This is a genomic window from Candidatus Poribacteria bacterium (assembly GCA_026702755.1).
Taxonomy (GTDB): Bacteria; Poribacteria; WGA-4E; order WGA-4E; family WGA-3G; genus WGA-3G.
In genome coordinates this window covers 1-23,681 of sequence record JAPPBX010000029.1, presented here as the reverse complement: position 1 = coordinate 23,681, position 23,681 = coordinate 1, and the positions used below count along the sequence as shown (strand labels likewise).

Annotated in this window: 19 protein-coding genes; 7 read left to right on the top strand and 12 right to left on the bottom strand. The window is 48.2% G+C overall.

Features of this window, described 5'->3' with window-relative positions; translation table 11 throughout:
* Positions 1 to 54: 54 nt before the first annotated feature.
* From OXH39_05395 to aroC, 5 genes are all read right to left on the bottom strand, one after another.
* Complete coding sequence (locus OXH39_05395) at positions 55 to 1,740, bottom strand: hypothetical protein (protein ID MCY3549876.1); 1,686 nt, start codon at positions 1,738 to 1,740, stop codon at positions 55 to 57.
* A 50-nt stretch (positions 1,741 to 1,790) separates the two neighbouring features.
* Complete coding sequence (locus tag OXH39_05390; GenBank protein ID MCY3549875.1) at positions 1,791 to 2,765, bottom strand: ROK family protein; 975 nt, start codon at positions 2,763 to 2,765, stop codon at positions 1,791 to 1,793.
* Positions 2,766 to 2,818: 53 nt separating this feature from the next.
* The gene (locus OXH39_05385; GenBank protein ID MCY3549874.1) at positions 2,819 to 3,316 is read right to left on the bottom strand and encodes a CHAD domain-containing protein; all 498 of its coding nucleotides are present in this window, start codon (positions 3,314 to 3,316) and stop codon (positions 2,819 to 2,821) included.
* A gap of 120 nt (positions 3,317 to 3,436) precedes the next feature.
* Positions 3,437 to 3,913, bottom strand: coding sequence for a CHAD domain-containing protein (locus OXH39_05380; GenBank protein ID MCY3549873.1), 477 nt, complete (start codon positions 3,911 to 3,913; stop codon positions 3,437 to 3,439).
* Positions 3,914 to 4,027: 114 nt separating this feature from the next.
* Positions 4,028 to 5,113: a chorismate synthase gene (aroC, locus tag OXH39_05375; GenBank protein MCY3549872.1), complete on the bottom strand. Its 1,086-nt coding sequence runs from the start codon at positions 5,111 to 5,113 to the stop codon at positions 4,028 to 4,030.
* Between the two features lie 225 nt (positions 5,114 to 5,338).
* Between aroC and OXH39_05370 the strand changes: the two genes are divergently transcribed.
* From OXH39_05370 to pyrB, 4 genes are all read left to right on the top strand, one after another.
* Complete coding sequence (locus OXH39_05370; GenBank protein ID MCY3549871.1) at positions 5,339 to 6,046, top strand: M50 family metallopeptidase; 708 nt, start codon at positions 5,339 to 5,341, stop codon at positions 6,044 to 6,046.
* Between the two features lie 566 nt (positions 6,047 to 6,612).
* The gene (locus OXH39_05365; protein MCY3549870.1) at positions 6,613 to 8,556 is read left to right on the top strand and encodes a hypothetical protein; all 1,944 of its coding nucleotides are present in this window, start codon (positions 6,613 to 6,615) and stop codon (positions 8,554 to 8,556) included.
* Positions 8,557 to 8,967: 411 nt separating this feature from the next.
* Positions 8,968 to 9,897 carry a dihydroorotate dehydrogenase gene (locus OXH39_05360; GenBank protein ID MCY3549869.1) on the top strand — a complete coding sequence of 310 codons (930 nt, stop codon included), beginning with the start codon at positions 8,968 to 8,970 and terminating at the stop codon, positions 9,895 to 9,897.
* 36 nt (positions 9,898 to 9,933) lie between these two features.
* The gene (gene pyrB / locus OXH39_05355) at positions 9,934 to 11,028 is read left to right on the top strand and encodes an aspartate carbamoyltransferase (GenBank protein ID MCY3549868.1); all 1,095 of its coding nucleotides are present in this window, start codon (positions 9,934 to 9,936) and stop codon (positions 11,026 to 11,028) included.
* A gap of 31 nt (positions 11,029 to 11,059) precedes the next feature.
* On the opposite strand, the gene OXH39_05350 is transcribed toward pyrB, so the two are convergent.
* The 7 genes from OXH39_05350 to OXH39_05320 form a co-directional block, all read right to left on the bottom strand.
* Positions 11,060 to 11,821 carry a carboxypeptidase-like regulatory domain-containing protein gene (locus OXH39_05350; GenBank protein MCY3549867.1) on the bottom strand — a complete coding sequence of 254 codons (762 nt, stop codon included), beginning with the start codon at positions 11,819 to 11,821 and terminating at the stop codon, positions 11,060 to 11,062.
* A gap of 188 nt (positions 11,822 to 12,009) precedes the next feature.
* Positions 12,010 to 13,362 (bottom strand): lectin-like protein, encoded by a 1,353-nt coding sequence (locus tag OXH39_05345; GenBank protein ID MCY3549866.1) that lies wholly within the window; start codon positions 13,360 to 13,362, stop codon positions 12,010 to 12,012.
* Positions 13,363 to 13,423: 61 nt separating this feature from the next.
* Positions 13,424 to 14,647: a lectin-like protein gene (locus OXH39_05340; protein MCY3549865.1), complete on the bottom strand. Its 1,224-nt coding sequence runs from the start codon at positions 14,645 to 14,647 to the stop codon at positions 13,424 to 13,426.
* A 92-nt stretch (positions 14,648 to 14,739) separates the two neighbouring features.
* A complete protein-coding gene (locus OXH39_05335) occupies positions 14,740 to 16,164 on the bottom strand; it encodes a lectin-like protein (protein MCY3549864.1) in 1,425 nt (474 codons plus the stop codon).
* A gap of 18 nt (positions 16,165 to 16,182) precedes the next feature.
* Positions 16,183 to 17,442, bottom strand: coding sequence for a lectin-like protein (locus OXH39_05330; protein MCY3549863.1), 1,260 nt, complete (start codon positions 17,440 to 17,442; stop codon positions 16,183 to 16,185).
* A 75-nt stretch (positions 17,443 to 17,517) separates the two neighbouring features.
* Positions 17,518 to 18,813 (bottom strand): lectin-like protein, encoded by a 1,296-nt coding sequence (locus OXH39_05325; GenBank protein MCY3549862.1) that lies wholly within the window; start codon positions 18,811 to 18,813, stop codon positions 17,518 to 17,520.
* 28 nt (positions 18,814 to 18,841) lie between these two features.
* Complete coding sequence (locus OXH39_05320; GenBank protein ID MCY3549861.1) at positions 18,842 to 20,122, bottom strand: lectin-like protein; 1,281 nt, start codon at positions 20,120 to 20,122, stop codon at positions 18,842 to 18,844.
* A gap of 425 nt (positions 20,123 to 20,547) precedes the next feature.
* Between OXH39_05320 and dgoD the strand changes: the two genes are divergently transcribed.
* The 3 genes from dgoD (at position 20,548) to OXH39_05305 (ending at position 23,374) form a co-directional block, all read left to right on the top strand.
* Positions 20,548 to 21,651, top strand: coding sequence for a galactonate dehydratase (gene dgoD / locus OXH39_05315; protein ID MCY3549860.1), 1,104 nt, complete (start codon positions 20,548 to 20,550; stop codon positions 21,649 to 21,651).
* 117 nt (positions 21,652 to 21,768) lie between these two features.
* Positions 21,769 to 22,560, top strand: coding sequence for a TIM barrel protein (locus OXH39_05310; GenBank protein MCY3549859.1), 792 nt, complete (start codon positions 21,769 to 21,771; stop codon positions 22,558 to 22,560).
* Between the two features lies 1 nt (position 22,561).
* Positions 22,562 to 23,374, top strand: a complete 813-nt coding sequence (locus OXH39_05305) for a sugar phosphate isomerase/epimerase (protein ID MCY3549858.1) — start codon at positions 22,562 to 22,564, stop codon at positions 23,372 to 23,374.
* Positions 23,375 to 23,681 lie beyond the last annotated feature (307 nt).

Here is a 23,681-nt window from a genome sequence, read left to right as displayed (position 1 = left end):
AGGCAATCTAAATCATTTTGGTCCATTCTAAACAACCCATGCCGAAGATTTTTGTTATAGAATCTTCAACTTTTCTCTACAGTACCGCGCAAGCGTTTTTATTTCTGCAAGGACCTGTGCCTCGGTTTGGATCAACTGACTGAAGAGCGGCGATACAGATCGTCTACTGAAAAGTCTGTCAAAGAAGCCCTGCTGGACATAAGCCGGTACCCCAAAACGTGAAACCCCAACACGTGTAGAATCTACACCGAGGTATTCAATTGAGAGATAGTGTGCGACATCCTCTTTGGTAATATTGCCCTCATGGATGCTGCCTATATTTCTTCGTCCATAACTCACCATATAGACTCTACCACTCATCTGGTTGAGGACAGTATAGCCGCCCATATCAATTGCTTCATTCCAACACTTCTCAAATCCGTTTGTCGGGAGACGTTCGCGAAGCTCTTCGGCAGACCGGACGACAAACTTGTTTTGATGCGGCGTTTTGATGATAAGAAACCCGTCATCGTTCTCCTCTAAAGCGGATTGTCCTATAAATAGATCCACGGAATCCAAGGTCCAGACGATCCCATCTCGGACACCCTTCGCCATGTTATGATGTTTCTCGACAAATTCGCCGTTCAGCGGATGGAGACGATAAGCACCACCACCGTTATTAAATGTCTGGCGTAATTTCCGGCGGTGTTCTATGACAGAAAACCGTTTTTGAGAAACAGGTATTTCAAGTCGGAGTGTATATCCGGTGTGTAAATCGGTTGTCAGATTTAGCTGGGATTGACGAAGTTCAGCTAAGCGTGTCAAGGCAGTCTGGCTTTTGGATAAGACGCGCCCAATTAGGTACTCACAACGAAGTCTCGGAATCTCTGTTGCGAGACGATCAAGGGTTGGAGCATCCAACTGTTCCAACATAATCTTGTGTTCCCATCGTGTCCCGCGTTCATGCATTAAAATTTGGAACTGCTGCGTATCACCAGCAGCAGTTCGGATATATCCGAGTGCCGTCCAAGGGTCGAATGTCGCCCGGTAATTCCCACTGGTCTCCTCATCCCCATTCGCCAAGACGCAATCCCGCCGTTCATATCGAGAATAGAGTCCGAATTGAAATTCAAAATCCTCGTAGGGTGCCAAAGCCTCCCGCAAATCGCGTGCGAATTCACTTCCTTTTGCAAACCGTTTGAAAATTTGCTCGGTATTTTGTGGTTGATTCAGCGCATCAAGGAACGTTCCAATACGAATGCCCCCCTCTTCTACACCTTCATCTTCGCTTTTTCCAAAAACTTTAGTTTTGGTTTTGAAAGGTGGATTTCGGAGCGACACATCTCGTTGTGAGACGAGGTGCAGTGCTGGATCATCCGTTACATCCTTGAGTGCAGGCGCGTCCCCAAGGATTTCCGCGAGTTTGACATCGTCAATCTTTTCCGTCAAGTCAACACCGCGTTTCAATTCAGCGAAGTGGATGATGTCGTCAAGGTTGTACCGGACGGGTGCGCTTGAAGAGAGATTATCGTAGTTAGAGCGGTGGAAACGGATGCGCGGCTTGATGCGAAAGACAGGTGTGAGACCGTAATCTTTTAGCAACACATACAGTGTGACGGTATAGGAATCCGCGTGAACCTTCTGCGCAAGGATCCCCTCCGATTTTGCGTTGCTTTCCACGATTAACTGATCTTGGACGAGACGACTATCGTTGCCGAAAATCATCATCCGATGTTCTTCTCTGTTATCATCTACTAACATGGATGTATCCCCCTTGACTTGTGTAACGATACCTCCGTGTCTGGGTTACCCTATCCGGTTTCGGACCGCTGTCGTGCCAGTGCTGCTGCGCCAAGGATACCGGAATTGTCTCCCAGTTTTGCCGGTACAATCTGGACTCCATTCAGGGTGTTGGGCAGTGAATATTTTTCCGCGGCAGCGCGGATATCGTTCAAAAATGTATCGTCCAGGGCTTCAACGACCCCACCGCCTAACACAATCATTTCTGGATTCAAGAAATTTACAATAGAACCAATACCGATGCCGAGATATTTCGTTGCCTTTTTGATAACTTTCAGGGTCAGTTTATCATTTAAACGAATTGCTTTCGCCAAAACTCCACTCCGAATAGTTCCCAAATCACCGCCAGTGAGTTCGGAGATCACGCTCTTTTTTTTCTTTTTTACAATCGCTTTCTGAAACTGTTTTGCCATCGCAGTGCGGCTCGCGATTGCTTCCAAGCAGCCACGAGTGCCGCATCCACACCTTGGTCCTCCCGCTTTGACAATAATATGCCCGATTTCACCAGCCGTTTTACTTGCACCGTGGAAAAGTTCGCCCTGCAGGATAATCCCGCCACCAATGCCAGTCCCTACAAAAATCCCAACGACATTCTGAAAACCTTTCCCCGCACCGAACACGTGCTCACCAAGCGTCCCGACGTTCACATCATTGTCAACAAATGTCGGAATATTGACGCGCGCTTCTAATTCCTCCTTGAGTCGGACATCCTTCCAACGGAGGTTGGGGGCGAAAATAACAACGCCTGTGGCTGGGTCAAGTGGTCCCGGCGCACCAATCCCGACAGCCTGAATCGATGCCGTGTCAACGCCTGACTTATCAACAGCCCTTTGGATAGATTCCGCGATCCGATCAATTACAATGGACGGACCTTTATTTGCTTTAGTTGGTACTTTGGCCGTACTTAAGATGTTCCCTTCGGCATCAATGACAGCCGATAGAATCTTGGTGCCACCCATATCCACACCAATAAAATTCGTGCTCATTATAATAGTCTCCCCATGCGCATCTGCCACGAGCGCACTTTAACAATTAGGCGTTATGATGCCAAGAATGACAGCAACTTTTGTTTGAAATTCATCCTGGACAGTTGCTTCCATTTTTCTAAAAATATTTTGTAATCCGCTTTACGGGCTTCCTTCGTCCGATCAATAAGCGTAGCAACACCTTGTGCTGAAGTTTCACATCCCGACTGGTATGCATAATCGGTTAAGACTTCCAAAACCACATCAGAGTCATGAATATCACCGAGGACCTCTTGTAAATCAACGATCACCCTAAGGAGTTCGTTGTAAGTTACTGAAACCTCTTTAGCATACGTCTTCGGTAACCGATAAGCAGCACGAAAAATTTCCATCGTATACCGGAGGCGTTTAATCGAAATCCGCATGTTGTGGAGTTCTTCGCGCCGCGCTTCATCACGGATGAACGGCTCCCACGTGTAGACCTCCTCAACCTTTTGTGGAAGAATAATCCGAGCATTTTCACGATAGCTGCACAGCGGCTTAACACCGATAATTGTGTGAGCCTTCGCCATTCTTTTAATTTCCTTGCGGTTCGGTGAGGTGGGTTAGAGACTTTCAAGTCCCTCTCCGTATACCCGTTCTCCATTACATTACGAGCTACACGCCATAGAGCACAATCCAAGCGTATAGAATTAAAAATCCGCTCCTACAAAGAATTCCAAAAACTTGGTCTCAAAACCGGTCGCTTCCAGTTTCGCAAAGAGCGTTAGCATCGGTTTGCGAGCATCCTCCCGTTCCTGCTGTAGGTGTTCGATTAATCCGCGAATGTCTGCCCGTTCCGCTTCAGTCAGGGTAACCAATTCTCTCTGAAAACGAGCGATAAGAACATCTAAATCGCGCACGGCTCCCATGGTTCGAGTTATTGCTTTTATCTTTTTGTAGTATTTTTTGAAGGGTTTCTCTGGAAAACAGTCCTCGAAATTGTCCATGGCAGCGCGCAAACGCCGCGACGTAACGCGCATGTCGTGGACAAATTCAATATCCGTTCCGGCCTCGGCACCCTCCTTGTAGGACATCATCTTTTGAAAATAACTCACAATCACCTGCCGAGCACAAACTTCCAATGTATCGTCAGGCGAGATCTTTTCGATTTCCAAGGCTGTCGTCATTTTTTCAGCACCCCTACTTTAAGATTCCTTTATCATCAATTTACTCGGAAAGCAGAACTTTCGCCAACAAAAAATAGGCGAAAATACCCACGACATCTTGGCAACCTTCAACTATCAAGATTTGGAACGATGACGAAGCAGATGATCTGTGAGGACAAGTGCCGCCATCGCCTCCACAATCGCGGGCGCGCGCACCAGCACACACGGATCGTGTCGTCCGCTCGCCTCTAACGTCACCTCGTTTCCGTCCACATCAACGGTCTCTTGTGGCTTCCCAATTGTCGCTGTCGGCTTGAAAGCGACTTGGAACAGGATATTTTCGCCGTTTGAAATGCCTCCCTGTGTGCCGCCGGAATTATTTGTCCGCGTCCGAATGCGTTTCGTCCCATCGTCCTTTTGGAGATAAAAAGGATCGTTATGCTCAGAGCCCGTCATCGTAATACCGCCAAAGCCAGAACCGATTTGGAAACCCATCGTTGCGGGAAGAGACATCATCGCTTTCGCCAAATCCGCTTTGAGTTTGTCGAATACCGGCTCACCGAGTCCCACAGGAACATTACGAGCAACCGATTCAATTATACCACCGAGAGAGTCAAGGTCACGCCGTGCTTGATCGACACGTTCCGCCATCTTCGGACCAACAATCGGATCGGGACACCGGACAGGACTTGCTTCTATCTCTTCAAGCGTCACCGTATCTGCATCAACGTTGGCTTCCAATGTATGAATCTGTTTGACATAAGCAAGTGTTTCGGTTCCGGACATCTCAAGCAAAACTTGCTTGGCGATTGCCCCTGCGGCGACGCGCCCGATGGTTTCCCGTGCACTCGCTCTACCGCCACCTTGCCAATTTCGGATACCGTACTTCTGTTGATACGTAAAATCGGCGTGTGAAGGTCTGTAAAGGTCTTTTAGATGCTCGTAGGCTGATGGACGCGCGTCCTTATTCCATACCAACATAGAGATAGGCGTTCCAAGCGTTTTACCCTCAAAGACACCAGAAAGTATTTCAACAGCATCGCCCTCTTGACGAGATGTTGTGAGATGGCTTTGGCCCGGTCTCCGTCGATCAAGTTCAAATTGTATCGCGGATTCGTCCAAGTCAATTTGTGGTGGACATCCATCAACCACAACACCGACAGCACCGCCGTGCGACTCGCCCCACGTCGTAATCCGAAAAAGGTGACCGAATGTATTCATTTAGTTCTATAGGCACGTTTTGTAAGTGCGTACCTTTACTTTTAGAATTGTATATTTTGGACATTTTGTGATATAATATAACAGATTCTTTCGCAAAACGCAAGTAATTTAAAGGATTCCTAAATGTGGGGTTTCTGCTCTGCCTTCCACCGAGAGTTAAGACCTGTGGCACGTGAAAACGATTGCAATCACCATATGTCTTAACCGATAACCGACAATCATTCTATGCTATCAATCTTTAAACGTTACATTGCACTACTCCTGATCTTCATAGCCATTGGGTTTTTATGGAACACGCTGTTCGTGTATCCGCTCAAAATTTTCGTTGTGTTCATGCATGAGGTAAGCCACGGGCTTGCGGCAATCGCAACGGGAGGTCGCATTCTCGAAATTCAGATTAACCCACAACAAGGCGGACACGCGCTCACACAAGGTGGCTCTCGGTTTTGGACATTAACAGCGGGCTATCTTGGCAGTCTGTTGTGGGGCGGTGTCATCCTACTTTTGGCAGCGAGAACACGTTTTGATAAAGCAATTAGTATCCTTATCGGCTTCGGTATGGTGGCTATCTCCATTGGCTTCGGCGAGAGTACATTTACCTATCTGTTCGGTATCGGCTTTGGCGTTGCGCTGATCGCCATCGGCTTTTATCTTCCAGAGGCTGTCAACGATTGGGTGTTACGTATTATCGGTGTGACGAGTTGTCTTTACGCGATCCTTGACATCAAGAGCGATGTCTTAGACAGATCGAACCTCCGTTCGGATGCGCGGATGCTATCGGAAGTGACAGGCATTGCGACTGAGGTTTGGGGTGCTTTGTGGATTCTCATCGCAATCGCGCTCACGATATGGTTTCTCTACCTCTCCGGGAAAACCTCGACTGCCCAACAAACATCTACCGAGGAAAACACCGAGGAAGGCTCTAATTTATAGGCACGCTGATAGTTAACTTCCTCGTCGTTTCAGGAAATCCACATTAACCAAACGGGCTAAAGCTTCCCGACGATATCCCACTGAAGTGGAGAAACCACACGCAGAGACCTAATAGAAAAAGTGGAATACAGATAAGTACGATGAGGACGAAAAACCCCCATATCCATGAACGTTTGGATTTGGCAACTGTTGCCAGACGCGCAAGCAACACGCCACCACCTATCATAATTATAACAATAAAACCGAATACCGCCGCTATCATCATTTTAATTTCCCGGCTCCTGAGCTGCCTTCCACTTCATTGCAGGCAGGTTTTTTGGGTGCATTGAGCGTAATTAAGGAACTGTCCGGTTTTTTTAAAGATTTTATCCGTACATCCTCTCCTAAGCTTACACATCACTATCTGGCTTAACCGTTCCTCGAAAACCCACCTAAACGAACCACAAGGAAGTTAAAATAAATAATCACCAAAGCACGTAGCCCGAAATGAAATGGAGGGCGACTCTTCGTAAAAGCACGTTGAAGTCCTAACCCACGTTGTTTAACCGCAAGGAAAGTTAAAAAGTATGAAACATCCTTCAAAAAGCCCTATTACGCTACGTGCAACGCTGATTGGTATCTTCCTCATCCCTTTTAATAGTTACTGGGTTCTACATCTCAGTTATATCTGGGACTCCAACCGCCCCACGAGTTTAGCATTGCTGTTCAATGTCCTGTTCACGCTGCTCGTCCTTATCGGACTCAGCGTGGTCCTACGCCGCTTGCACCCAACATTGGCGTTTACGCAGAGCGAATTGCTAACGATCTATGCGATGCTGTGCCAAGCCTCCGTTTTCGCCGGACGCGACATGCTACAAGTCCTGGTGCCGTTGATGGGCAACGGTTTTTGGTACGCAACTACCGAAAACGAATGGGCACAACTCTTTCATCAACATCTCCCGGAATGGCTTGTCGTTGGAAAACAGGAGATATTGCAAGGTTTCTACAAAGGCGAATCTACGTTCTACCTTCAGACCAACATACAAGCGTGGTTGCTGCCAACACTGATATGGGTGGGTTTCTGCCTTGTCATTGGGGTGACGATGCTCTGTATTAACGTACTTATACGCAAGCAGTGGCAGGAACATGAACGGCTCACCTACCCGATCGCACAACTCCCTTACGAAATCACACGAGCGGCGACAAATGCAGGAAATCACCTGCGGACTGCGTCCCATCTGTTTTTCAATAGACGGATGATGACCGTCGGCTTATGCATCGCTGCTGTCCTGAATCTTCTCTATAGTTTACACCAAATCGATCCTGTTTTCCCGACAATTCCGCTTTACCACGGATTTCGACTCGGTGAAAAGCCGTGGAGTGCGATGAATAATCCGGGTTTCCGCATCAGCTTCTTTCCGTTTGCGATTGGGGTCGGTTTCCTAATCCCGCTCGATTTGGGATTCTCCTGCTGGTTTTTTCACCTGTTTTGGCACTTTGAGCGGATTGTCGGTGAGATGTTCGGCTGGCGAGGTGCTGTTGGATTTCCACGAGAAATGGCACAAATTCGGGGTGTCTGGATAGCCCTATTTCTCTGGACCCTGTGGATGGGACGTTCACATGTTAAGGTGGTGCTGCAGACGATTTTCAACAATCGCGCGCCGACTACTAACGACGAAGGTGAAGCATTACGTTATAGAACAGCAGGAATCGGCGCGCTCATTGGATTCATCTTGATTCTGGCGTTTTGTCTGAAGGCGGGAATGTCGCTATGGTTTGCAGTCTTATTTTTCGCGCTCTATTTCGCGATGTCGGTGACAATCACCCGTATCCGTGCCGAACTGGGACCGCCCGCGCACGACCTCTACAATGCCGGTCCAGATCTACTCCTGACAGATGCCCTTGGCACCCGGCGCATCGGCAATCGGAACCTTTCGGTGATGTCGCTCTTTTTCTGGCTGAACCATCTCTCGTATCGCGCACACCCGATGCCGCATCAATTGGAGGGATTGAAACTCGCACACCAAACCCGCTTCAATCCGACTCAACTGCTGTGGGTATTGGCGATTGCTATCTTCGTAGGTGCGCTCTCTGCAGCATGGGGACACTTGCATCTCTCCTACCAAGTCGGTTTAGAGCAGGCGCGCTCGTGGTATGCCCGCGCTGCTTTCAATAGACTTGCGGGATGGCTCTATAACCCCAGCGAAACGAGCATCAGTGGTATGCTCTATACCGCTGGTGGATTTGGGTTCGCGGTTAGCCTCCTGCTCCTACGATGGCGATTTATCCAGTGGCCCCTGCATCCCGTTGGATACGTCGTTTCAAGTTGGTGGACCTTTACCGGACTGTGGTTTCCACTCCTAATCAGCTGGATCATTAAACGGATATTGCTCTCGACTGGAGGTGTTCGGCTATATAGGCGTTCAATTCCGTTTTTCATAGGATTGGTTATCGGTGATGTGATCGTCGCATCCATAATTAGCATTCTGGGGCTGATTTTCGATTTCCGCGTCGTCTACCTAAGTTGGTGAACCTCTTACCAAAAAGAATGCGGAAAATTGCTTGACATCTGAGATATATTGGTGCTAAACTTTTCATGAAGAACAGAAAGCTTAATTTTATAACACATCTCAAAACACGTCATACGGAAACCCTCTCATGAAAAGGCACCATATTGTTGGTATTATCGCTGGAATATGTGGGATAGGCTTCACAGTACGCAGTGCTCTTTCGGCAGACATCATCGACGCACTCATAAACTTCATATTATTCTCTGTTTTAGCCGTTTCGACCTTTTTTAAGGATAAATTACCTTCAAAATGGTCCCAACCGATATTACCATCTTGGGTACGTATCGTTTTAATTTGCATTTCATTGCTTGGGTTGCTTTTTCTGAATAATTATCTTCGTTAGAATAGCAAAACTACCCTCATTTACATAACATGGACACAACAGACTTACCACTCAGTGTGAATATCGGCGGGATACAGATGCGCAATCCCGTCATGACGGCATCTGGCACCTTCGGCTACGGCAGTGAATACGTGGATTTCGTGGATCTGAACCAACTCGGGGCGGTTGTCGTTAAAGGCATCACAAGCGTGCCGTGGCCCGGCAATCCGATGCAACGCATCATGGAAACGCCCTCAGGTATGCTCAATGCGATTGGACTTCAAAACGTCGGCGTAGACGGTTTTATTTCGGAGAAGTTGCCCTACCTCCGTGATTTTGATGTGCCGATAATTGTCAACGTCTGTGGCAAAACAGTCGAAGAATACCTGACGGTGATTGAGAAACTCAATACAGCAGACGGTGTCACTGGGGTGGAACTCAACATCTCCTGTCCGAATTTAGATTGCGGCGGTATGAGTTTCGGCGTTGATGCAACGTTGGCACATCAACTCGTCACAGAGGTCCGCGCAAAGACAGACTTACCACTCTTGGTGAAACTCTCCCCAAACGTTACAGATATTAGCATTATTGCGCGTGCCGTTGAGGATGCGGGTGCGAACGCGCTTTCCGCCATCAACACGCTCCTCGGTATGGCGATTAACGCCGAAACACGGAAACCGGAACTTGCGAACGTGACAGGTGGACTCTCCGGTCCCGCGATAAAGCCGGTGGCATTACGATTGGTTTGGGAGGTTTACAAGAGTGTCTCAATTCCGATCGTTGGAATGGGTGGCATTATGACCGCGACAGATGCTGTGGAATTCTTCATTGCCGGAGCATCTGCTGTAGCAATCGGGACAGCGAACTTCGTCAATCCACACGCATCAATAGAAGTGGTAAAAGGCATTCACACCTATCTCAAACACGCAAATATGAGGTCAATGAAAGAATTGGTTGGTAGTTTGCAGATTAATTCATAATAACGCATGATAAACACGGACGCTTAGAGGAAGAAAATGAGGCATCTGGTAACACTCGACGATTTGTCGAATTTTGAGATTGAACAGATTTTTCGACTGGCAGGAGGCATGCAGTCGCAACTGGAGACATGGGCAGGCATCAGCAGGAGCAAATTGCTCGCGACGCTCTTCTATGAACCGAGTACACGGACCCGGCTTTCGTTTGAAAGTGCGATGGAACGGCTCAATGGCGGCACTCTCGGCTTCGCTGACCCAAGCGCAACTTCCACAGCTAAAGGCGAAACCCTCGCCGACACTGCGCGGATGGTGACGAATTATGCCGACATCATTGTGGTGCGGCACAATTGGGCGGGTGCAGCACGTGTTATGGCACAATACGCACACATCCCCGTCATCAACGGCGGTGATGGAAGCCATACACACCCAACACAAGCACTCGCGGATCTGTATACCATTATACGGCGGAAGTCAAAAGTAGAAGGGTTAACCGTCGGTATCTGCGGCGATCTCCAGTTTGGACGGGCGGCACACTCTTTCGCTTTGGCGGTTGCGAGATTCGGTGGGCAACTGGTTCACATCGCGCCGAAACCACTACAGATGCCGCCGTGGGTACTCGCGCAGCTGGAACAGTGCCACGGACAGATACCGCTTGAAGTAGAGAATATCACAGACGTGATTGAAAGGCTGGACGTTATCTATGTGAATCGGCTTCAGGAGGAACGACTGCCAGCAAACATGGATCCAGCCGCTGTGCGCGGTAGTTATCTGCTAAATGCAGAAGTCATGAAAAACGCGAAGCCAGACGCGATGATTATGCATCCGCTCCCGCGCGTCAATGAACTTGCCTACGAATTAGACGACGATCCACGTGCTGCTTACTTCGAGCAATCCGCCAATGCAGTACCTGTTCGGATGGCACTTATCGCCAGCCTCATGGGATTGGAACAACTCATCTTGACCCAACCCCCGAAACGAGACATTGGTACTTCTACACGGACGTGTAAAAACGCAAATTGCGTTACGAACTATGAGACCTACTTAACGCCAGAGCGTGAAACGTTCAATGATGATGTCACATTAGACGCTTGCGCGTATTGTGGGAACCTACTTTCATCAGGCGACCAAATCTAATTTCTACGCTTTAGTGGCGTTATCATCATCTTTACTGTGGAGGCCCCGACAACTTCAAAATCAGGCTTTCGCGTCGCTCCCCAACTCCGAGTATAAATATCTCCGATGTTGCGCAAAGCCATTTATATTCAACTGACACCCTATAGCCGATTGCCTCGCTCCTATCTACATACTGCACAAAGTATCCTTGAGCATCGGTCTGTACAGACCCCTGGATACCTCCAAGAACACTACTTCTTTGCGAATCGAACGCTCTTATGTTGAGGCTAACTTTTTTGTCTGCCAAGGGTGTACCATCCTCCAAAACGACTTTCGCGCGAATCCGCATCCGGAGTCGCACTGTTACCTCTACGTTTTCGATTCGCGCACCCGACCCGATAAAAAAGGTATTCTGAGTGCAAGGATCAGGGGGCAAGTCTTTCGGATGGTAAGCAGAAATCCCGATTTTAAAGGAAAGAAGTTGATATTCCGGCTCAAGAGGGAGACTTTCCTGATATTCAGAAACCAACATGAATTGAGCTTTTCCGGGATAGATACCCATGATAGAGAAATGACCTGTATCATTGGTCTCCGCGTCGTAAACCGCTATATCGGTCTCATCATCAACTTCACAGGGTAAAACGACTAACGCAAGTCCAGCAACCGGATTCCCCGCTTCATCAACAACGCGTCCCGAAAAACTCGCCCTGTCTATTTCTATAGTTTCTATAGTTTCACCACAACCCAACAAGGCAGAAACGAAAATAACAAGGGGGATTACTACTATTCTATGCAGAAGGTTTCGACGACTCATAAGCCATTTCCTTCTTATTCAGTTATGGGTTGTCAGCAAGAGAACCTTGTGGCAGTTCTACATCTTTTGAATGCCACAGGAAAACTGAATGTCTCTGTAGACTTTGTGGGAATGACTGACAAATTAATTGGAAAAAATTGTCTGGGGAGAAGTGAACACGGAACCAAACAATTGTAGATTCAAAACCTTTATTTTTCTTTGACAGCGGAACTGTCAAACACGTCTGTTTTTTCAAGGATTGCCTGTCGAGTCGTATTCCAGAGCAGATCACCGGGACCAACGGCATGCCACTGTCCATTCGCAAACGTCATCACAGCACTGTCCTTCTTTTCCGGTGAAAGCGGACTCCGCGGGAAACTGTGCTTGGGTCCCCAATTCGTATAGGTGAGCGGCTCACCGTTCTGCCATACCCATTCCCCTTCGTTTTCAGCATCACTGAGTCCAATCCAATAGAGGTGATTCCCGAAGAGTCCCAAAAGCCACTGCTGTTCCGCTGCGTCGTTAATCGCGACGAGGTGTGCACCTTGCGCGGCGGCTCGATCTCGTGCTTCGTCCAGACTGTCGCACCGAATCTTTTTATAGCCGTGTCCATTCGCGGGGTTCACAGCCCACGCATCTTTCTCCCATGGCGGTCGCATCTGTCTAACAGGGTTAGTAGGTTCAGTATTTGTTACACGAGGTTTTACTTCCACCTCTCGAATATTAACTTGTCCCTTGTCAGTTGGTACAGAGCGGTTTGTTTCGGTGAGTGTCGGTTTCTCAGACGGTGTTGATCCACCAGTCAGTTTATCTAAAACTTTCGGCAGAGATTCCGTTTGTGGAGCAGCAGGCGGTACATCGCCATCAAGCGTCAAGACTAAATCGTCATAGCGCGCCCCCTTTTCAAGCAAAAATTGCTCTGATTTCGCCGAGAGTCCTTTATATTTTACAGTGACCGTGTAGTGTGCTGGCACATCGTCGTTATCCATATAATGCACAAAATATCCTTCAGAGTCCGTAGTAGCCCCTCCACTCGACCTACCACCATCGCCTTCGACGCGCGTGGCAACAGAAGTATTCGTTAGGGGTTTCCCATTTTTGAAAACGACTTTTGCCCGAATTCGTACCCGCGGACGGACGGTAACCGTTATGTCTTCAATATGACTGCCCGATTTGACTCCGAATGTGATGCCGCCGAAAGGCGGACGCATGTCCTGATAAAGCGTTATACCCTTGATTTTGATTGAAACAAGCTCATCATCCGCCTCAAAGTTGAATATAGGCTTCTCATTTTCTTTTGACGGTTGTGTCGGAATTGCAATTTGAACCGGTCCGGAAGGGATATTGGTGAAAGTGAAAGCCCCCTTTTCATCAGTCATGGATATCAGAGAACCTTGTAAAAGACCGATGGCAAATCCAGCAATAGGTTTCCCTTCTGTATCAACGACGGTACCAGAGAGTGTTGTCCCGTTCTGTGCGATACAAGGAACGGATGCAATGAGGGAGAGCACTATTACAACTCCGAAAAGGTATGCAATACGTGTGAAACTTAAGTGATTCATTGTAAGTCCTCCTTTAAAAATGCAGATGTGGTTTGAAAACAAATCCAACATTACGCTGTCGCTAATTATCCTCAGATGGTGTTTCAACAGGGACATCTGCCCTTTCGAGAATTGCGTTTTTGACAAAATTTGCATGCCCACTTCCAGGTGCGACCATTTCCCATCTACCACCAAATCCCCAGATAACGTAATCATTCATCTCAGTATTGTCCCCTTCTCGTTCATGTTCACCCCAGTTCGTATAGGTAACAGGTTCACCGCTATCCCAAACCAACTGTCCTTCTTCGGCGGCATCGTTGAGTCCAATCCAAAAACGTTCTCGTTCAAAGATTCCATCCAACCATTCATTTTCCGCTTCATCATTGATGGCAACGAGATACGCATTTTCTGCAGCGGCTTGGGCCGTCGCACCCGCTATACTGGCACAATGAATCTTTTTGTAAGCGTGTCCATTCGCGGGGTTCACAATCCATACCGTTGGTGGATTAAGAAACGCCGTTAATGCAGCGGACGGTGGGCCTACCGGCGGACGTGCAAGCGGATCTGGATTACCGGCGAGTGTCAAAAGCAGATGAACTTGCGGTTGCCCTTCATGCAAAATGAAAGGAGGTGCTTTCGCGAAAAGTCCATGATATTCAACGCCAAGCGCATAGAATCTGGGATTATCATCCACCCTAAGGTCTTCTACGAAATATCCTTCCGCATCGGTCTGTCTTGTGCCACCAGAACCCCCAGAGCCCGTTCCATCCAAACTTTTACGTTGCACTGTAACATGTATAGTCGCATTGACAAGCGGTGTTCCGTCGGCAGAGACGACTCGTGCGCGGACTTGTGGAGGAATATTTGTGTTCACCGTGATGACAACGTCTGCGATTTCCATCCCTGCTTCCAAGGAAAACCTTACTTTACCAAAAAGCGGATGGTCCCCCGGATAAAGGGTGAGTTCACCCATTTGGATAGAAAGGATTTTCCCTTTCGTCCGTTCATCATCTACGACAAAACTAACGGACTCCGTTGGTGCGATGTTTATGAAGGAAAAACGCCCATCTAAACCGACCGGCTTTTGCCAGAAAGGTACAAAGTGCCCTCTGCCCGCATCACCATCTATGAATTTATACCGATGGAGTGCTACCGAAGTATTGGTAACCGGATTTCCAAGTTCGTCAACGACGTATCCAGAAATCGTCGCGCCTTGCTGAGCAATAACAGACGGGGATACCAGAAGGGAAAGTATCATCACCCCAACAAGAAATCCAAAATTTTGTTTAAAACTTTGAAGATTCATTATAAATTCTCCTCTTGTAACATTAGATGTATTAGGGTAGTAAATTGCGCTAATGTAAACGTTTATTCGGACAGGGATACCTTTTACAACTATCATTTCTCTTTAGCAGAGGCACCGTCGAACACGTCTGTTTTTTCAAGGATCGCCATCTCTGTCATATCCCAGATAACACTATCAGGACTCACCGCATACCATTTCCCATCAGAGAGCGTCATGATGGCATAGTCTCTTTTATTGGCATCCAAAGATTCAGAAAAGAACTCATTGGGTAACCAGTTGGCATAGGTGATAGGGTCGCTGTTATCCCACTGCCACCATTTTTTTGCCCGCTTAGAAAGTGTCCCTGTTGTAGGAACGCGGCTGAGTCCGATCCAATAGAATGTGTGTCCAAAAACCGCTTCCAACCATGCCTGCTCCGCAGCGTCATTAATCGCGACGAGATGCGCCTTTTCTTCGGTAGCTTGGTCAATCGCGTCGTCGCGAGTTTCGCAGTGAACCCGTTTATAAGCGTGCCCATTTTCGGGATTGACAACCCATACATCACGAGACATCGGCCTCGACGGTGGTTCTGGTACGGGCGGCGATGGTTCAGGATCGTCTGCTTCCGTTTTTTCAGGCGGTTGCTTCGGTGGAATCGGTTCGCTATCAAACGTCAACGTCAATCCATCGAATCGGTCCCCTGGATCAAGACGAATTGGTTCAACCTCTGTAGAAAGGTCTTGATATTCCGCCGAAAACGTGTAGAACGCAGGATCATTCTTCTCATCTATATAAATGACAAAATAACCTTCAGGGTCTACCCACAAGTTTGCACCGGCACCGCCCGAACCGGAGCCATCCACATCACGAGAACGAGCGCGGAGATCAACGCGCGTATTGGTAAGCGGTGTTCCATCCTTGAAAAGGACACGTCCGCGAACTCGCATCCGCGGCTGCACTGTGACTTCCACATTCTTCATAAGCGCGCCGGGTTTGACACCGAACGCGATTTGATCGTAATCAGTGCGCGGGTATAAGGTGAATCCTTGGACGCGAATGAACAAAATTTCAACATCCGGCTCAAAATCATCTAAGTGCATACCGAAGTTACTGGAATAGAATGCATCTATATCGTCTTCTGTGATCTTCGTCCAATCCCTTGACGTGAACTCATCTACAATCTGTTCAAAGTCTTCGGGCAGGCGTTTATCTATATCGTCCGGAAGGGCACCGATGTACACGGGACCCGAAGGAACACCGGTTATGGAAAACTGACCTTCTGCATTTGTGTGTGCGCGGCGCAACTGCGCGTGCTCATCCGGTAAAAATACTGTCCACATGTGCCCATCTGGATCAAGGTCAAGTGGCGCAATAAATATCGGTAACTCGGCAACTGGGTTCCCATCCAAATCAACAACGCGTCCGGTAACGGTGCCCGTATCTTCCTTATCAAAAGCGCGTGAAACGAAACTAATGAACAGTGCGACTATCACCATCAGTAATAGCAAAACGTGCCTTTTAGCATCTGAAAATTTCATGGTTTTCTCCTTCAGGGTTTACTTCTTTAGAGACGCTCCTTCTTTTTCAAGGAGCACCGTCTGAATAAACCTCCATCGGATGTCTCCAGGACCGATGTCCATCCATTTACCACCCATCAGAATGACGTAATCTTCATCACCTTTATCAGTATCATCCGGTTCAAATTCTGCCCAATTCGTATATGTGACGGGTTCCTCGCTGTGCCATTGCCACCGCCCTTCTTTTTCGGTATCGTTGAGTCCAATTAAGGTGCGATGCGTGACAAAAACCCAGTCTATCCAGTTTTGTTCTGCTTCATCGTTGATTGTGATGAGGTAAGCACCTTCTTTGGTGGCTTGCGCGATGGCATCTTCCACACCACTAAACCGGATTTTTTTGTAGGCGTGACCATTCCCTGGATTGACAACCCATACACCTTTCGCGTCCAGTCCACCACCCACTCGCGCTGACGCACCCGCATGGAAACGAGGGGGAGCGTTCCGAGGCATATCAGGGAGTAGTGGGATCTCAAACGTGAAAACTGCCTCATGCATTAAATCCTCAGGTTTAACCACAATCGGATCCAATTGCACTTGATGCTCCTGATATGTCACAGACATGAAGTAAAATGCGGGACTATTCATATATTTCGTCATATATTGTACAAAGTTTCCTTCGTCATCTGTCTCAACGCTCCACGACATGCTACTACTATCGCCCTCCTTCTCACCCAAACCGAGCTGTTTTACCCTGAACTTGATACGTTGGGCATTAGCGAGTGGATTCCCGTCCATCTTTAGAACTTTCGCTCGGAGTTGCAGAAACTGCTGTACCGTAATTTCAACGTTTTCAATGTATTCACCCGGTTCCACAGAAAACACGATACCACGTCCCCACGGCTCTCCAGGTGGATAGAGAAACATGTCGTCGATTTGGACCTTTAAAATCTGCGCCTCCGGCTTATAATAGGGAAATAACCCCAACAACACGGGACCACCAATGGCATCCGTAATAACGAAACGTCCTTTCGCATCGGTTTCCCCTTGGAACGCCATCGGATCGTCTGGCCAATCATGTCCCTCCACCTCAATTGGGAACCATGCGCCGTTGCCATCTTCAACAGGGACAAGTACCACTGTAAGTCCAGCAATTGGCTGTCCTGCTGCATCAATAACGCGACCGGAGAGTGTGGTCAATGCACCGTTCTGTGCACCGCCCTCCGACGCACTTAAAAGGAAAAGTGCGACAATCCCAATAAAAAATGTGAGGATTCTCCTTCCGAAATACAGACATGTCATTTTTCTATCCTCTCTGGTTTGAGCTCACTATGCGCGCCTACAAGGCAAGGTTTCCTTTTTCAACAGTATTAGGACCTATTCATTGATAGTAGAAACCAATCCGTCCTTTTCGATGACCGCCTGTTTTGCTATTTCCGCCCATAACAGGCTTTTGGGACTGATAGCTTGCCACTCTCCTCTGATAAAAGTGAACACAACGTAATCTTTCTCAGTATCCGGAGACTTATCACGGAGAATCGGATGGACCACCCAGTTAGTGTAAGTGACGGGTTCACCGCTATCCCACTGCCACTCACCCTCTTTTTCCGCATCGGTAAGTCCGATCCAAAAAGGTTGACCTCCGAAAATCACCTGAACCCAGTGTTGTTCCGATTCGTCGTTGATTGAGACAAGGTGAGCCCCTTCCTCAACTGCTCTGCGCTGGGCATCGTGCCAGTCTTCACACTGAATCCTTTTGTAAGCGTGTCCATTCGCGGGATTAATTACCCACACGCCTTTCGCTGGCGGTGTGGGTGGTTCTTGGAATTTAATGTCCCCAGGAACCGGAACATTATCGGCGGGCAGTTCGACTGGTTTGACGACTTTCGGCTTACCTTCAAGTGTGAAGACAATCTCTTCACGCTGCACGCCATCTTTGAGCAAAAAGGGACCTGCTCCCGCGGAAAGGTCCCTATATTCCACAGACAGTGTGTAAAACCCCGGTTCATCTACATATTGGATAAAGTGCCCGTCGGCATCCGTAACAAGGTGGGATCCACGGCTACTGATATGATTCGGACGGGTCTCATGACGCTGTTCCATGTCGAGGTCTACTTTGGCGTTGGCGAGAGGCGCACCGTCGGCATAAACAACTCGCCCACGAATCCGAAGCCTCGGTTTGACAATAACCTTAACGTTTTTAATATTCTCACCAGGTTTGAGAGCGAACGTAAGTCCCTCATAAAAGTCCGGATCACCCATATTATAGAGGGTAACCGCCCCTATTTGAATAGAGATGATTTTTTTATCCGACTCAATTCTGCGATGCCTAAATTCCAACGGAATCTTACCTTTCTCCGGATCAAACACATCCAGAGGGATGTCGGGAAGCGCGCTTAATTGAATCAGACTTAGCTGGATGTCACTGACAGTGAAAGCACCGGTTGTATCAGCTCGCCACGGCAGAAATTCAGCATCTGGCACCAGAGAACCACTGTATAATCGCATAGGTTGAATGGCGAATGTAAAGTTAGCAACACCCTTCCCCTCCAGATCAACAACTTCTCCCGAAAACCCACTCAGTGGCTCTTCCCCTGCTTCAATACCAGTTACGACAGATAAAAGTATCAGTGTAATTCCTATTAACTTTGGTGTAGTATAGGTCCGGTTCATGTCAACACCTCTTTGCGTTTTAGGGCACTTAACGTTTTTCAACATCCTCGTCTAATTCCGGTAATCCAACGGTGAAACGTTCTTTTTCCAGAATGGCTTGTCCAGTTATACGTGCGAGGGAACTATCCTGACGTGTCTCCTGCCACTTCCCAGTCAATCCGACGAGGACGGTATAATTCTGATGTCCCCCGTCATCTTGACCGGACTTTTCACCGCCAGCAATTTTCTCTGGAAAAGCCCAATTGGTGTAGGTGACCGGCTCGCCGTTATCCCAGTGCGGAGTATCCTCTTTTGAAGCGTCGGCCAGCCCGATCCAAAAGTATTCTTTCCCAAAAACTTCAAGGAGCCATTCCTCTTCTGCTTCATCGTTGATGGCAACGAGATGCGCCCCTTCGGCAGCAGCTTGGGCGCGCGCATCTTCAGGGGTTTCACAATAAATCCTTTTGTAGGCATGCCGATTTTCAGGATTAATCGCCCATACACCTTGTCGATTGCGTTCCTCTGCGGCGTTAAAGCGTTCCCTGGCAATCTTCTCGTCATCCTTAAAGTGTACTCTCACAGGGTCAGGGATGCGAGCCACTGCCGGTAACGGCTTGGGAGGCAGTGCACCGTCCAGGGTCAGAACGAGGTCATCATGGCGTTGCCCGTCTTCAAGCAATATCCTCTCAGATTCAGCGGACTGTCCCTCATATCTAACATAAACAGTATAATAGGCAGGGTCATTCACATACTCCACAAAGTAACCATCGTGGTCAAGCTCTCTGGTGCCTGCACTCCCACCTCTACCGCTGCCATCCACATCACGACTTCTTATTGAGATGCCAACCCGTACATTTTGAAGCGGAGTCCCGTCTGCAGTGAGAACACGTCCACGAATCCGCATCCGAGGACGGACAATTACCTTTACGCCTTTAACATCCGCTCCCGGTGCAATAGCAAACGTGAGCCTTCCAGAATAGCGTTGGCGTTCATCGAGATAGAAAGATACACCCTCAATTTCGACAATGCGAATTTCATACGCCGAATTATGGACAGGAAGTAATGTCAATTGAACTGAAGGAGAATTAATATCGCTAATAAGGAAATCACCTACCTCATTCGTTTCGTCCTGTTGAGAAAGGATAAACACAGGCTCATCTTGGTCTTGGGGTGTAGTGACTCTGAATGCGGGAAGTGCTAACTTGATCCCAGAAGCGGGTTTCCCGGTTTCATCTACAACTTTTCCTGAAAATGTCGTCGCGACACTCTGGACGGACGTTGTAAACAGAAGCACGAAAATCACAAGAGAGGTATAGTAAGAACGGGTCATTGTGAAGCCCTCCTCTTTGAAATTTGTTAGTTGCAAAAAATAATACCACGTTTGGGGGATTACGTCAATCTTGGGGATATTCTTTAGGTTCAAGAATTATACAACACTTAACGTAATCTTAAAAGAACTTGTTTACCACAATATAGGTCTGATAGAGGATCAAATTTAAATCCTCGCCTTACCATTTATTTATAGACGCAATTTTGGAGCAGAACCGGTGCATAAAACCGAAACATAATGAGTGCATATCGCGACCAGGAAGTCGCTCCTACAAGAAAACTGAATACCTATACGCCACCGATATTAGATATTAATTGTTGACAAAATTATCGGGAAAAGGTAGCATAACATTAAAGTCCACAAGACAATCCGTTTTAAGCAGCCGGATGCTGCTTGCAAGCCCCTATCTAATTTGAGGAGTCTCGATGAAGATAACAAAACTGGAAACTTTTCTGGTACAACCGCGTTGGCTTTTTCTTAAAATCCACACAGATGAAGGATTAGTCGGTCTCGGTGAGCCGATTTTAGAGGGACGTGCAAAAACGTGTGCACAAGCCGTTGACGAACTTGCGCCTTACCTCATCGGTGAAGACCCAAGACGCGTTGTCCATCACTGGCAGGCGATGTATCGCCACGCGTTTTATCGCGGCGGTCCCATTCTGACCAGCGCATTAAGCGGTGTGGAACAAGCACTCTGGGACCTCGCCGGAAAGTCGCTCGGCGTGCCTGTCTATCAACTCTTCGGCGGACCGACACGTGACCGCATCAGACTCTACAAAGGCGGTGGCGACCCAGAAGGGATCAAAGAGTGGATCGATAAAGGGTTTACCGCATTCAAAACAGGTCCCGCAGGCGGTAGACCTGCACGTATCATCGAAAACAAGGCTTTCATCGATAGAGCTGTAGATCATTTCGCAGCGTTGCGCGAAGCAGCAGGCACAGAAGTTGACCTCGCAATCGATTTTCACGGTGCCGTCAGTCCGCAAACTGCCAAAGTTCTGATTAAAGCGTTGGAACCTTACCAACCGATGTTCATTGAAGAGCCGATTCAGTGTCAAAACGTGGATGTCCTTGCGGAAATCGCGCGGAGCACGCACCTCCCGATTGCAACCGGCGAACGCATCTTCACGAAGTGGGGGTTCCGTGAAATTTTAGAGAAACAGGCGGCATCCATCCTCCAGCCCGACCTTTGTCACGCCGGAGGCATCAACGAAGTGCGTATCATTGCAGGTATGGCAGAAGCCTACTACGGCGGTATCGCACCGCATAATCCTCTCGGTCCCATCTCCTTAGCGGCGTGTATCCAATTAGATGCGTCAATTCCAAACTTCGTGATGCAGGAACATACAACGCTGGGTGAAGGGTATCTTAAGAACCCCTTCGTTTTTAAAGATGGGTTCGTTGAGCTCCCAACCGGTCCCGGACTTGGCATAGAACTGGATGAAGACGCACTCGAAGATAAGATCGACCACGATTGGCAGAATCCAACGTCATACCATCCCGACGACGGCTCCGTTGTTGATTGGTAAGAAATGGCTATCGGCTGTCGGCTATCAGCCATCGGTTAAAGAGGGGTGTTGACATTTCAAGCCTCCTCTTATACTGCAAACCTAAAACTGAAAACTAATAAAACTATGAAATTTATAATGTTTACCAAACATCTGGAAGGTTTAGAAATTCCAGAGATTATCACTGCCTTACAATCGGTAGGGGTCAGCGGTGCTGACCTGTGTGTTCGTCCGGGTTATCCGGTGAACCCAGAAAACGCGACGGACGCACTACCTGCTGCCGCAAAGCAGTTCGCCGCTGAAGGCTTGTCCATCCCACTCGTCACAACACCGGGTGATTTTCTTGACCCAGCACAGGAAGAGACGCGCCGCGTTTTCGCCGCTGCAGGTGAAGCAGGTGTCGAAAATATCAAACTCGGATACTGGCACTGGCACGCAGAAGACGGCGGTTACTGGGCACAAGTCGATTTCATCCGTAAGCAATTGGAGGGGTTCGCAAAACTCTCCGATCACTATGGACCCCGGACATGTATCCATAACCATTCTGGAACCTCTATGGGGTTGAACTCATGTGCAGTGATGAACCTTGTAAAGGGGTTCGATCCGCAACACGTCGGCGTTTTCGCTGATACAGGGCATCTGTCGATTGTCGGTGAACCCATCAACATGGCACTCGATATCGTCAAATCGCATCTCGCAGTTATGGCGTTTAAGGATTTGGCGCGTTCCCCCGGTGCACGTGGTGGCAGTGTTGTCCGAATGGGAAAAGGTTTCGTCGATTGGAAAACGGCAGTGAACACACTACAAACAATCGAATTCTCAGGTCCCGTGAGTTTCCATAGCGAATACAGCGGAGAACCTGTGGACTCTGTCATCGATCTCGCTCGTATAGATGTCCGCTTCATTAACGATTTATTGGGGAAAGAATAGAATGGCACAATTTCAGTTAGGTTTAAATACAAGCACAATCCGTCCTGCTGGGTTAATGGACAAGATTCGGATCGCTGCCGAAACCGGCTATTCAGCGATCGAGTTGTGGAACGACGACTTAACGGCTCACGAGGAACAGGGCGGCTCGCTCGCTGATGTCAAAAAAGCACTCGATGATTACGGGCTTTCGGTGCCTACCGTTATCGCTTTACACGGTTGGCTCAACACAACAGGACCTGAACATCAGGAAGCGATTGAAGAAGCAAAACGGCGCATGGCGCAAGCCGCTGCTATCGGATCAACTTATATCATCTCCAGCCCACCCCGCGAAGTTGCTGATCTCCAATTAGGCGGCGAGAACTACCGCGAATTGCTCGAACTCGGACGTGAATTCGGTGTTAAACCCGCCATGGAGTTCCTCGGTTTCGTCGATGGTGTCAACCAAGTCAAGCATGCTTGGGAAGTGATGGAAGTGGCAGATCACCCAGATAGCACGATTGTGCTTGATCCGTTCCATATCTATCGTGGCGGCGGAGAGATAGAAGATATGAAGGGTATCCCCGGCGAAAAAATTGCTGTCTTCCACTTCAACGACGCGCCTGCTGAACCTGCGCGTGCGGAGCAATCGGATGCAGACAGGGTGTATCCGGGCGACGGTATCCTTGATCTCGGACAGATGATCTCTATTCTGGAAGATGCAGGATATGCAGGTGTCATCTCGCTGGAATTGTTCAATCCAAGTTATTGGGAGGAAGACCCCGCAGAAGTCGCACGCATCGGATTGGAAAAGATGCAGGTTATACTACAGTCCTGATATAGTTTTTGGTTTAATCGCCATTTGCTTTTGTAGCATTTCTGTTGTACTTTGTGATACAGTAGTCCTGATATAGTTCTTGGTTTAACCACCATTTTTATCTGATTTGCAGCTGAGGCTACTTTCAACACTTGTAATGATTAAGGGGGAAGTGAAATGTCTATAAAGACAAGTGAACGTCTGACACGCGATGAAATGGTAGAAAAGTATCCCGACCAGTGGCTGTTTATTGTTGAACCTGAAATCAATAATGAAACTTCAGAACTTATATCAGGCATAGTTACTGCCCATAGCGATTTAAGGGACG